Source organism: Mycobacterium sp. ITM-2016-00318, from assembly GCF_002968285.2.
In the GTDB taxonomy this organism is placed as follows: Bacteria; Actinomycetota; Actinomycetes; order Mycobacteriales; family Mycobacteriaceae; genus Mycobacterium.
The window spans coordinates 720,634-733,079 of sequence record NZ_CP134400.1; the positions used below are offsets into that span (position 1 = coordinate 720,634).

Here is a 12,446-nt window from a genome sequence, read left to right on the forward strand (position 1 = left end):
GAGCGTCAAGAGCTGTCCCATGCTCAGCGTCCCCGTGAGGCGGGGATCGATGCCGTGTCGGCGTCCTCGTGGTCGTAGCGGCGGTCGCGTGATTCCCTGCCAGACTCGCTGGACCCGCTCCTGTCGGCGTCGAGATCATTGCGGATCGCTTCCTGGGCGTCCGGCGGCAGCGTGTGCATGATCTCGCGGACCCGGGCTCGCCGGCGTTCGACGGCCGCCCGCTCCGGCATGCCCGGCGTCGCGGTGATCTGCGGCGGCACACCCTCGATCTCGTCCACGCCGCCGTCGTGGTGGCCGGCGTCGACCATGGCCTGCTCTTCGGCCATCTGCGCCTCGTCCTTCTCCTCGGACATGCCGATGGGGCCGATGCGGCGGCCGTTGAGGAACTGCCCCACGACGGGCTCGTCACTGGTCAGCAGCACCTCGCGCGGACCGAACATCACCAGGTGCTTGCGGAACAACATGCCGATATTGTCGGGCACGGTGCGGGCGACGTTGATGTTGTGCGTGACGATCAGGATCGTGCAGTCGATCTGCGCGTTGATGTCGATGAGCAGCTGGCTCAGGTAGGCGGTACGCACCGGGTCGAGACCCGAGTCGGGCTCGTCGCAGAGGATGATCTGCGGGTCGAGCACCAGCGAGCGGGCCAGGCCGGCGCGCTTGCGCATACCGCCGGAGATCTCGCCGGGAAACTTGTTCTCGTCACCGGCCAGACCGACGACCTCGAGCTTCTCCATGACGATGTTGCGGATGTCGCTTTCCTTCTTCTTGGTGTGCTCACGCAGGGGGAAAGCGGTGTTGTCGTAGAGGCTCATCGAACCGAACAGGGCGCCGTCCTGGAACATCACCCCGAACAGCGTGCGGATCTCGTACAGCTCCTTGGCCGAGCACTCGAGGATGTCGGTGCCGTCGACGATGATCTTGCCCCGCTCCGGACGAAGTAGCCCGATCAGAGACTTCAGGAACACCGATTTACCGGTACCGGACGGGCCGATCAGCCCGCTCACCTCGCCGGGCGGAATGTCCAACGTGACGTCTTCCCACACCGTCGAAGTCCCGAATGACTTGGTTAGCCCCTCAATTGTGATTCCAATGCCCATTGTGATTCTCCCGCCGTGATGGCCTCACCGACGCATTGATCCCTACAGAATCGGGATAACCATTCAGTCACCCTGAAAACCGCGCTGAGCCAGAAATTCTCGACTTCAATTCATATGGATCGCGACGAAGTCGCCAAAGGTGTAAAGCCTTGCCGGATAGGTGCTGTGTTAAGTAACCAATCTAGGAAAACGCCTATTTGTCGAACTGAGAGAGGGGACGGCGCTCGATGGGCCGTCCTGTTATCACTTTGGCGCTGATCCGGGCTAGGCGGGCCATGCCGCGGTAGGTGGACGGGTTGAACAGAGTGGGCCAGGTGGTGCGCTTCCGGTGCAAGTCCGGAGGTCGGCCCGTGAAGCGGTCGCGCAACCACCTCAGCGTCATGGGTGCAGACATCGGGTGCAGCAGGATGTGTTCGCAGAACCTATCCCGGTGATACGTGACGTCGGTGCCCCCGGCCTTATAGCTGTCTGCGAGTGCATCGATGTCGTCCACCGAAATGATCCGGTCATGCGCGGCCTGCACGATGAGCACCGGCATAGTCGGTGCCGCTACGCCGAGTCGGATGCTGTCGAAGACGTGTTGAACCTCGGGCATGGCCAGAATTTCGTCGAGCGGGCGGTCAAGCATCGTTGCCATGTCCTTTTTCCTCAGCCGCGTCACTGCGTGGGCAGTGGTCATGGTTTTCAGCCGGTCCAACATCGCCTGACCCTCGGGAGTCACCCGTTCTTCGATCACCCTCTTGAAGTCGGGGTAGGTGTGCATCAGTGCGGCCACCACCATGGTCGGCAGTCCGGAGAAGAACTTGCCGTTGAGACGGTGATAGGTGTTTCCGAGATCACCGACCGGTGAACCGAGCACGGCGCCGACGATGTTGAGCTCTGGTGCATAGCCGGCATACATCTCGGCGGCCCACGCGGTAGCCAGGCCGCCGCCCGAATATCCCCACAAACCGACAGGTGCGGACCTGGACAAATTGAGCGGTGCGAAGTTAAGTGCGGCGCGCAGGCCGTCGAGTACGCAGTATCCAGGTTCCACGGGAGCCCCAAAGACGCCGTGCGGGCCGCCGTGGTCGGGGAGTGAGACCGCCCAGCCCTCGGCGAGTACAGCGGCGATGAGCAGCAGTTCGAACTGTGCCAGCGCGCCGACGGCCTTGGCGCGGCGGCGCAATGCGTAGGAGGGAAAGCAGCGGTCGGCAACGGCGTCGATCGCGCACTGGTACGACACGATCGGACAGGGCTTCTCCGGACCGCGCTCGGCCGGCGCCAACACCGTGGTCACGGTGGTCAACGGTGCGTTGTTCATGTCGGTCGTCCGGTAGAGCAGCTGGGTCGCGTTGAAGCGCTGCGGAATTAATCCGAGGAACGCCAGCTGTACGTCGCGGGAGCGCAGAACGGTACCGGGTGCTGCGCCTTCAGCGCCCGATGGCGGCTGATAGAACGGGTCGGCGCCGGGCACGATAGGGCGGATGCCAGCCTCCAGATACTCATGTGATGCAACGCCGGGCCACTCGGCTGTGGCCCCAGTTCTCTCATTGCGCATATCCATCGGGGGTACGTTACTCAAACTCCGCGCTCTACCCTTGCTGTCCGAGCAAGGCTGGATAATTCGCCACGGACTAGCAACGTTAGCTTCGCACGTGGGGCTGACCACCTACGACGCCAAGGAGCTCGATACCAGCTACCCGCCGATCAAGGACGTGCGCCCGTCGGAACCAATTCACCTGACCCCGTTAGCCATCGTCGGCGCGGGGAACGGGCTCCGCGGTGATCTGTCGAAGATCAGGCTCCTGGACCGGGGATGTTCGGTGGCCCGGGGATGTTCGGCGGGCCTGGGATGTTCGGCGGGCCGGGGATGTTGGGCACCTCGGGTACGTCTGGCACCTCGGGGACGTTCGGCGGGCCCGGAGGCGGCGGAACCTCTGTAACTGTCGGCACCGTGACCGTCCCTGGCGTGGGCTGGCCTGGTGGCTCCGTCTGAACGGTTCCTGTCGGCCCTGTCGTGGGGGAAACGGCGGTCGTCGTGGTTGTGGTCGTCGCGGCCGCCGCCCCGTCGATGACACCACAGGCCACTCGCCCACCCGAGTCACCGGTGTCTAGCGTCTCCTGGTCTGGGCCCGGTGCGCCGTCCGGCCCCCGGTAGCGCTGCGGGATGTTGGCGAAGTTGTCCGGCCCCTCGTGGATTATCAGCGCGGTCTTCTCGCCGGCCAGCAGATCATCGCGTGTGAAGGCGCTAGTGGTGGTGACGGCTCTCGCCGCGCCGTCGGGCCGCACTTGCAGCGGTGTCAAGTCGCCGCTTTGCGCGCCGTGTTGTCCCGTATTATCGGGCGCCTGGAAGTGGCCGCCGGCGGAGTTGAAGTTGCCACGAGGGCCTCCGTTGGGAGCCGCCGAGTTGGGCTCACACTTGCCCACCTGGTGAATATGCATCCCATGGAAGCCGGGAGTCAGGATGCCTGTGGCAACGGTTTCGACGGTGACGGTCGCATAGCCGTTGGCGAACTCGAAGTTCGCCCTTGCGACCGTCTGACCGTCCGCAGTCTTCAATTCTGTACTCAAGCGCTCACCGGCAGGCGGTTGTGAGGTTGTGGTCGTTGCGGTGGTGGTGCCGGGCGCGGGCTGGCCTTCCTGCTCGTCTTCTGCACAAGCACTCAGCGCGACGACGGGAAGAGCCACTGTGGCGACAACGAAGGCAGGCTTGATCATGATCAACGAAAGGCTCATAGCCAAACGCCGTACCCACTTATGCAATTGTCAAACGAACAACGCGGCCCGAACACGCGTACCGCCGACGCCAAGATCGTCACGCAAGTGCTCGAGCCCGGTCACAGCGACGAGGAGTTCGAACAGAATCCCGACTCGATCGGGTGGACGCCGCCGTTAGCTCCCGGATGCGGGGCCTTGATGACCTGGCGCGGCGGCGGAGGTTATTCGATCATCGGTTGAAACACGACCGTGCCCCTACTCGCGTCGTTCTGAAACATGTTTCAATGGCTTCATCGAAGGTTTCTGGCGTCCTCGAGCGCTCCCGATACCGCGGTTGCCGTCGGTGCCCGCGTTGGCATCGGTCGGCCGAATCCCGGACGGAACGACCGTCGACCTTCCAGGCCGGGGAAGCACCTACGTTTACGATTCCGGCCCGTGCGATGGCCCCACCTACGTGCTGCTGCACTCCCTGGCGTGCACCGGCCTGGTGACGTGGTACCCCGCGCTGGACGTGATTCGCGAGTTCGGCCGGGTCGTGGTCTTCGACCAGCGGTGTCATGGCCAAGGAATCCTGCCGCCGCGCATGCTGCTGGAGGACTGTGCCGACGATGTCGCTGCCCTGGCCGACGTGCTCGATATTCCCAGCTTTGTGCCGGTTGGGTATTCCATGGGATCGCTCGTCGCTCAACTTGTCTGGAAGCGACACCGGGAGAGGGTCGACGGCCTGGTGCTGTGCGCCGCAGCGGCGGCAGTCAGCCGAGCAGCATACGAACGGGTCGCCACCGGGGTCTTCGCTGCGCTGATCGAAGCCATCAGCCCTGCGGCACGCCTGTGCGAGCCCGCGAAGGCGGCCCATCATGGATACTTCCGCGATCATCACTGGGTGCTGGGCCAGATCCGCTCCACGTCGCCGGGCGGCATCACCCGAGCGATCGCCGAAGTGGTCCGGTTCGACTCGACGAGCTGGGTGGGCGAGATCGATGTACCGACAGCCGTGGTGCTGACCATGAAGGACCGCGCCTTCGGCGTGCAGCGGCAGAAGTGGCTGGCAAGTCACATCCCGAACGCCGAGATGGTGCCCGTCGACGCGGGTCATGCCGGTTGCACTCTGCAGCCGGCCGCGTTCGTTCCTGGACTGCGCCGGGCGATCGAATCGGTACATGGCCGGCTCGCTGCGCCGCGCCATACAGAGCGGATCGCCGAATAGGCGAATTCGCAACCACTGCGAGGGGAAAAGGGCGGTGAAGCGACTTAGCGGTTGGGACGTGCTGCTGCTATCCAGCGAGACCCCCAACGTCCACCAGCACACCCTCAAGGTCGCGGTCGTCGACACCGCCGGCTTCGAGGGGGAGCCGACGTTCGAGGCGTTCCGCGACGTGTTTCTCGCCAAGCTGCCACTTCTTGAGCCGCTGCGCTACCAGTTGGTGTCGACGCCGTTGCGTCTACACCGCCCGATCTGGCGTGAAGACGCCGACCTCGATTTGGACTACCACCTTCGGCGAACACAGGTGCCCGCGCCAGGAGGACGGCGAGAGCTCGACGCCGTGATCGGCGCGATAGCCAGCGAGCCGCTTGATCGCCGTCGCCCGCTGTGGCAGTTTCACTACGCGGAAGGGCTGACCGACAATCGAGTCGCGGTGATCGGCAAGGTGCATCACGTCCTGGCCGACGGCGTCGCATCAGCCAATCTCTTGGCGCGCGCGATGGAATGGCCGGGCGGTGAAGCACCGCATGATCAAGGGCTGAAACATCTCCCGCCGCCCACGACACGCGATGTCCTGCTTTTCGCGGCACGCGAACACATTTCGCGGTTCCGATCCCTACCCTCAGCTGCGCGAGACGGGGTGGTCGGTGGTTACCGGTTGCAGCGTAGAGTACGGCAACGCCGTCGCGATCCTGATCTTGCCGACCGCTTCAAGCCACCCCCCACGTTCTTCAATCGGAAACCCACCGCGGCAAGAACATTCGCGAGCGCTACGCTGCCGCTCGTCGATGTCAAAGAGACCAGCAAGAAGCTCGACATAACGATCAACGACCTGGTTCTGACGACCGTCGCGGGCGCGCTGAGACGCCTGCTCCTCATGTACGGAGAGAGCGCCGACGCGCCGCTCATCGCCTCGGTGCCCACAACGACTGACACTTCGCCGGAGCGGATCGCCGGCAACGCGCTGGCCACGATGCTGGTCTCGTTGCCTGTACACATCGACGATCCGATGGAGCAGCTTCGGTTGATCCGCACGTCGACGCGCATCGCGAAGGAAGACCATCAACTCCTAGGCCCCACTCTGGTGGGGCGGTGGCTGGAGTTCGTGCCGCCGACACTCACAAGCGCGGTCTTCCATCGGATGTCACGAAGCGAGGCACCCAACAAGCTGTTCAATCTGATTGTTTCCAACGTTCCAGGACCGCGGGAATACGGCCGCATCGCCGGCGCAGTGGTAACCGAGTTCTATTCCGTCGGACCGCTAGCGGCGGGTGCCACCCTGAACGTGACCGTTTGGAGCTATGTCGACCAGCTCAGCGTCTCGGTGATTTCCGACGACGCAACACTCAACGACACACATGAAGTGACCTCCGCATTCGTCGACGCCTTCACTAGGTTGCGGGAAGCGACAGACTCCACCGTCGGAAACGAGCCGTAGGCTCAGCGAGCCAGATCGCTTCCGCCGCTGCAACTTACGGGAATCAGGTGAAGGGCCGATAAATCCCAGCCGCGCGGAGTCGATGCGGACACCGAAATCAGGCGTCAGTGGGCGTGATCGTGATCACCGTGTGCGTCCTGCAAAGGCTCCGCTTGGGGGAGTGGCGCCTCGATGGGCGGCGGAGCCGGGGGCGCGCGGAGCGGCTCAATGATCGGCGGCGGAATGACCGACTCTGCCTTATGATCCTGATGGCCCCCGGAATGTCCGACGCTCGCCTCGTGGTGGTTGGGTTCTGCTTCCCCATCTGGCGCATGGTGGCCGTGCTGCAAACCGGAAGCCACTCCCACAGTGGAGGCGAGCGCCACGACCGCGATCGCGCTTAGCAGGATGATCGTGTTCCCGAAAGCTGGTATTGACTGTGCCTGGCGGCCCCGGTACCAGGCCCAGCCGGCTCCCATCACGACATAGATCTGAAGCAGCAGGGCGCAGAGGTCCGCCGCTCGTATGAGTTCGGCTTCGCCGGCGTGCGGGCCGAATGGCGCGCCCGCAGTCCGGGACACGGACCACAGTGCGATTGCTCCAACATTGAGCAGTACTCCGACGGCGAGAACAGGCGCTGTAGTCCGGGCAAGCACCACTCGAGCCCAGATCAGTTGGCACAGCGCAATCGTGACGAAAAACAAGCCTGCCAGCATCCACTCCTGCCAATGCGCCGGAACCACGGCGAAGTGGATAGTCGCTGCACCGACAGAAGCGAGCGCTGCAAGACGTGCAGCTAGCCTGCTGTCTGTCTTCGTCGATGCTCTTAGTGCCATTCGTTCGATGATGACAGGAACCGCGCAGACAGCGCGGGTGTGACATCACATCTCAATCCGACCGAGATTCTCTTGTCATGCACAAGCCGCGACAACAGACGTACTTTCCACGACAGCGATCCGTCGCACTTCGTCGCCGACTGAGCCGTCGAGTCATGCCCGCGGATCTGCTTCACTCAAATGGGTAGCTGAAGAACCGCTGTGGCGGGGCCCGCCGATAATTGACGCCGAGGTCTACAAGCGCTTTGTCGGTATGCCTGAAACGAACCGCCAAATCTCTACTTCGCAGTGCATTTGCTGAGCCGATGATATTTTGAGCTCTGCTGATCTGGTAGATGACATCCATGCAGAAGTGAGTCGCCGTGACTGATGCTGCCGAACGTGCCCAACAACTGGCACTGGGTTCGCGCCTGAAGACGATTTATCCCGAAGTCCCGGAATGGCCGACGCCGGACATGATCGCCCACGACCACTACCTCGCGTACATGAAGACCTCTCACGACGTGGGTGGCGAGCTGGATTATCCGCACCCCTACGAGAACAAAGAAGAAGAGCAGTGGGAACTGATGACCTACGTGCTCTGCGAGGTCCTCGGGTGGCGGGGTATCTGGGTCTCTGAGGAGCGTCGGAGGCTGGCCAATGTCGACGTCGGGCGCGCGATCTATCTGGGTCTTCCCTATTACGGTCGCTGGCTCTGGTCGGTCGGCCGGTTGTTGATGGAGAAGAAGCACATTTCCTGGGGTGAGCTGACCGATCGGCTCGCCGAGGTGCAGGAGCGCTACGCGGGCGGACTGAACGGCGGCTATCCGGAGGCGAAGCCGAAATCCGAAGGTGACGGGGCGGACGTCAACCGCAACAAGCACCACCTCGAAGCCGTCGGTATCGGTGATCCGCAATGCTTCGCCGGTCAGGCAGGCGTGGCGAAGTTCAAGGTCGGCGACAAGGTGAAGGTGCGAGAACTACCTGCGATGTTCTACACGAGGACCCCGGAGTACTGCCGCGGCGCCGAGGGGACGATCGCCGAGGTGACCTACGAAAGCCCGGCCCCCGAGGACGAGGCCTGGGACCGCGAAGACGCCAAATCGGAATGGTTTTACATCGTGCGGTTCAACCAGGCTGAGCTGTGGGACAACTACACCGGTCCCAAGAACGACACTCTGCAGACCGAGATCCCTGAGCGCTGGCTGGAAGCCGTCGGCTGAGAGTGCGCTTCAACCGCAGTCACGCTTGATCGAAAGGAATTTTGCCTCTATGTCCGACCACGGTCACGATCACTCGCGAACCGTCAAGCCGATGGTGGATGAGATCACCGATTTCGAGGTGCTCGAGATCGCCTTGCGCGAATTGTGCATCGAGAAGGGGCTTTTCACGGCCGAGGAACACCGACTGTTCACCGAGTATGCCGAGCACATCGGGCCGACTCCCGGTGCGCGTCTGGTCGCAAAGGCCTGGCTGGACGACGACTTCAAGGAGCTCGCGATCTCCGATGCCGTCGCCGCCGCCAAAGAGGTCGGCATCGACTGGCTCGAACCGACCGGCTTCGGCACCCCTAGCGACTTCGTGGCGTTCAAGATCCTCGCCGACACCCCGTCTGTGCACAACGTCATCGTGTGCGCGCTCTGCTCCTGCTACCCGCGTCCGATCCTGGGCAACTCACCGGAGTGGTACCGCACCCCGAACTACCGGCGCCGCATCGTGCGCTGGCCACGCCAGGTGCTCTCCGAGTTCGGGCTCCAATTGCCCGACGACGTGGAGGTGCGGGTGGAGGATTCCAACCAGAAACACCGCTTCATGGTCATGCCGATGCGTCCGAAGGGCACCGATGGGTGGAGCGAGGATCAGCTGACCGAAATCATCACTCGCGACTGCCTCATCGGGGTCGCACTGCCACGGCCGGCTGTCACGACGAACGTCACCCCCTTGGTCCGTGCGGCGATCCGGCCGATCGAAGAGTGACCGAGGTGGTCGACGAAACCCCGAGCGGCGGTGACGAATTCGCCGTTCTGACGGAGATCTCGAAGGTCGAGCAGACCTGGCCTGCGATGACGGCCAAATACGGTGTCGAAAACCCGTTGCCGCCGTGGAAGACCAGTCTTGACGGGCTGTGCGATGCGTTGGACCGATCGTGTCGAGCCAACGACGAGCTGGACTTCACGTTCAAGCAACGCCGCGACGAGGAAGACGAGCTTTCGACCGACCGGTATGCCCAATTGCCCTACCCCGAGAATCAACTTGTCTCACTTGCACACTCGCTGTTGAAGCGTGGTCTCATCGACGAAGCCGACCTGCGCGCGCGGCTCGCTTCGATCCGTTCCCGCCTCGAGGCGGAGTAGGCGGGAACTGCCGGTCCGGTACCGGCTGCCGGCCACGTGCAGCGTAACCGGGCAAAAGCCGAGAAAGGCCGGGCTAGCCCGAGTGCCTGCCGCGGCGTGTGGTCCCATGAACGGGATGAAGGCGTTCGGAACCGGCGCGGGGCATCGGCCGGAGAACCTGGCGGTCGGCGGGGCGCTGACGACTGCCGCCTTTTTCTGCGTGGCATTGGTGGCGACCCTGGCGAAGGTGGCCGGTCAGCACACCTCGACCGGCGTGCTACTGCTCTTCCAGAATCTGATCTGCCTGCTGTTCATGGTGCCGGTGGCGCTGCGCGGCGGAATGCCGCTACTGCGGACCGACAAGATCGGTCTGCACATTGTGCGTGCGGTGGCCGGAACCGTGTGCTGGTACGCGCTATTCGTCGCGATAAAACTCATACCGCTGGCCAACGCGACGTTGTTGACCTACAGCGCGCCATTGTGGATGCCGCTCTTCGCGTGGGTGGTTACGCGCCAGCGGGTGGCTACGGCGACTTGGGTGGGGGCAGCCATCGGCTTCGCCGGGGTGATTCTGGTGCTTCAACCCCAGTCGCACAGCTTCAGCGCCGGCGAGGGTTTCGCGCTCATCGGCGCGCTGATGTTGGCGATCGCGATGATGTCCGTCCGTTGGTTGGGCGCGACGGAGCCGGTCACCCGGATCCTCCTCTACTACTTCCTGCTCTCGACCGTGCTGACGATTCCGATCGCGGCCATCGACTGGCAGCCGTTCCCGGCACGGGCCGCGACGTGGTTGGTCGCTCTCGGGTTTGCGCAGTTCTTCTCACAGATCCTGCTCGTGGTTGCCTACCGGTACGCATCGGCGGAGAAGGTCGGGCCGTTCATCTACTCCGTGATCGTGTTCACCGCGGTTATCGACTGGCTCATGTGGGGCCACCGGCCGACGCTGTTCATGTACATCGGGATGGCCCTGGTGATCGGTGGTGGCCTCATCGCTGTCCGCGCCAGACCCGCCACCGCGGGCGACCCGTCACTGACGAATTCGTAAATTGCCGTCGTCAGATCACCGAGCGCATAGATTGTTAGCCGACGGCTCCGGTATGCCGTTTCGATGCGAGGTGAAGCGCGTGATCGCGGGTATCAGGAGAGCGGCACGCCTGGCAGGAATGCGTCCCATGCCGCAATGGGGTGGCCGGCCGAACATCGATCTTCGCGGTAAGCGCATATTGCTGACGGGGGCGTCGTCGGGGATCGGTGCCGTTGCTGCGGAAAAGCTCGCCGCGACGGGGGCGACCGTGATCGCGGTCGCCCGCCGTGAGCCGCTATTGCACGACGTCGTCTCGCGGATAATCGCATCGGGAGGATCGGCAGTCGCCGTTCCGGTGGACCTGGCCGACTTCGATCAGGTGGACGAACTCGCGAGAACCGTTGGCGCGGTGGATATCCTGATCAACAACGCCGCACGCTCGATTCGCAGACCTCTGGCCGAGTCGCTGGAACGCTGGCATGACATCGAACGTGTCATGCAGCTCAACTATTTCGCGCCGCTGCGGCTGATTCGCGGTGTCGCGCCCGGCATGATGGAACGCGGTGACGGTCACATCATCAATGTCGCGACGTGGCGGGTATTGCCGGAGTCCTCACCGCTTTTCGCCGCCTACAACGCATCGAAAGCGGCGTTGAGCGCGGTGAGCCGCGTCATCGACACCGAGTGGGGTGACTGCGGCGTCCACTCCACCACTGTGTACTACCCGCTGGTTGCGACGCCGATGATCGCGCCAACCCGCGCATACGAAGGAATTCCGGCGCTTTCTTGCGAGGAGGCCGCCGAATGGATGGTCACCGCCGCGCGCACCAGGCCCGTCCGCATCGCGCCGCGCAAGGCGCTCGCTCTGCGCGCACTCGACGTCGTCGCACCCCGTGCACTCAACAAAGTCCTCGAACGCGAGACGAATCGAATGAACGCCAAGGTTCGCATGGATGCTGAACAGGCCCAGCACGTACACCGCCCCGCTGCAGTCGTAATAGAGCCGGCGCCTGCGGTCACGGAGTCGCTGACAGGACGCGGATGACTTCGTGCAGCGGCTCCGGCGACGCGCCGATTTCGCCGATGAATGGATGCGACAGTTCCAGCACTAGGAACAGTTGGGCGCCAACGAGCACGCCGAGTATTGCGACCATCGTGTAGTGTGTCGCGGGTTTCTCAACGCCGTAGATGATCGCGCAGCCGAGGAGTAGCCCGCTGGTAACGAGTATGACCGCCCACAGCGACCAGGGTGGACCGACGTCGGTGCGGGACTGCAGGACTCGTTGCGTGCGGGCCTGACTGAGGCTGTCGAGGTTGGCGAAGGACGCTCTCAGGACTGCCTCCTGGGCGCTGGTTTGCGTCTGGACTTTCTCATAGTCGGAGCGCAGCCGGGCGAGCGCTTCGTCGGCCGGTGGATGATGACGGCCGTCTGCCGCCTCGCTCCATTCGGTGATCGCGGCGTTCTCGAAAGCCAGAAGACTCTGGCGAATTCGGTCGCGATCCGGCTGGTCGAAGACGCGCAGACTTGTGGCCAGTTCCACCCCCGCCGCTCCTTCGGTTCGCGCCTTGCCGTCGGCGTTGTTGACCTGCCCCCACATCGCCGACACGACGAAACCGATGAAGAAGGCGAATACGAAGCCGACAACCCCGAAGGCGAACTTCGTCACGTCGTTGTGTTCGTCGCCCCGAAGATGCGGAAATCGCCGCCGGACCACGATCTGCACGGCGATGGCTCCAGCTGTCGTGACGACGATGACTCCGAGCAGTAACAGCCACGGCGGTAGGTTGCTCACCAACCACTGACTCACAGCCGGTCCTCCTCAGGACGACGGATCGCGCGATCCACGCGGACC

Annotated in this window: 11 protein-coding genes and 1 pseudogene; 8 read left to right on the top strand and 4 right to left on the bottom strand. The window is 63.6% G+C overall.

The genetic code is table 11. The features are described 5' to 3' along the window. Positions 1-23: 23 nt before the first annotated feature. From C6A82_RS03535 to sodC, 3 genes are all read right to left on the bottom strand, one after another. Positions 24-1,100: an ABC transporter ATP-binding protein gene (locus C6A82_RS03535; protein ID WP_105347328.1), complete on the bottom strand. Its 1,077-nt coding sequence runs from the start codon at positions 1,098-1,100 to the stop codon at positions 24-26. A 193-nt stretch (positions 1,101-1,293) separates the two neighbouring features. After that, on the bottom strand, positions 1,294-2,646 hold the full coding sequence (locus C6A82_RS03540) for a lipase family protein (RefSeq protein ID WP_105347326.1): 1,353 nt from the start codon (positions 2,644-2,646) through the stop codon (positions 1,294-1,296). 233 nt (positions 2,647-2,879) lie between these two features. Further along, the gene (sodC, locus tag C6A82_RS03545) at positions 2,880-3,818 is read right to left on the bottom strand and encodes a superoxide dismutase[Cu-Zn] (RefSeq protein WP_233217068.1); all 939 of its coding nucleotides are present in this window, start codon (positions 3,816-3,818) and stop codon (positions 2,880-2,882) included. Positions 3,819-3,845: 27 nt separating this feature from the next. Between sodC and C6A82_RS03550 the strand changes: the two genes are divergently transcribed. The 8 genes and pseudogenes from C6A82_RS03550 to C6A82_RS03590 form a co-directional block, all read left to right on the top strand. Next, positions 3,846-4,040, top strand: a complete 195-nt coding sequence (locus tag C6A82_RS03550) for a hypothetical protein (RefSeq protein WP_142406018.1) — start codon at positions 3,846-3,848, stop codon at positions 4,038-4,040. 103 nt (positions 4,041-4,143) lie between these two features. Beyond that, positions 4,144-5,007, top strand: coding sequence for an alpha/beta fold hydrolase (locus C6A82_RS03555; RefSeq protein ID WP_233217067.1), 864 nt, complete (start codon positions 4,144-4,146; stop codon positions 5,005-5,007). Between the two features lie 34 nt (positions 5,008-5,041). Further along, positions 5,042-6,442: a wax ester/triacylglycerol synthase family O-acyltransferase gene (locus C6A82_RS03560; protein WP_105347321.1), complete on the top strand. Its 1,401-nt coding sequence runs from the start codon at positions 5,042-5,044 to the stop codon at positions 6,440-6,442. A gap of 1,177 nt (positions 6,443-7,619) precedes the next feature. Beyond that, positions 7,620-8,459 (top strand): SH3-like domain-containing protein, encoded by an 840-nt coding sequence (locus tag C6A82_RS03570; RefSeq protein ID WP_105347317.1) that lies wholly within the window; start codon positions 7,620-7,622, stop codon positions 8,457-8,459. 49 nt (positions 8,460-8,508) lie between these two features. Further along, positions 8,509-9,213 carry a thiocyanate hydrolase subunit gamma gene (scnC, locus tag C6A82_RS03575; RefSeq protein ID WP_105347316.1) on the top strand — a complete coding sequence of 235 codons (705 nt, stop codon included), beginning with the start codon at positions 8,509-8,511 and terminating at the stop codon, positions 9,211-9,213. Positions 9,214-9,299: 86 nt separating this feature from the next. Further along, positions 9,300-9,590: a thiocyanate hydrolase gene (locus C6A82_RS03580; protein ID WP_233217073.1), complete on the top strand. Its 291-nt coding sequence runs from the start codon at positions 9,300-9,302 to the stop codon at positions 9,588-9,590. Between the two features lie 115 nt (positions 9,591-9,705). Next, positions 9,706-10,614, top strand: a complete 909-nt coding sequence (locus C6A82_RS03585; protein ID WP_233217066.1) for a DMT family transporter — start codon at positions 9,706-9,708, stop codon at positions 10,612-10,614. A 52-nt stretch (positions 10,615-10,666) separates the two neighbouring features. Further along, positions 10,667-11,533, top strand: a pseudogene (locus C6A82_RS03590) (SDR family oxidoreductase); the annotation flags it as partial. 76 nt (positions 11,534-11,609) lie between these two features. Here the strand turns inward: C6A82_RS03590 and C6A82_RS03595 are convergent. Then, positions 11,610-12,401: a DUF4239 domain-containing protein gene (locus C6A82_RS03595; protein WP_199193892.1), complete on the bottom strand. Its 792-nt coding sequence runs from the start codon at positions 12,399-12,401 to the stop codon at positions 11,610-11,612. Positions 12,402-12,446: the final 45 nt, after the last annotated feature.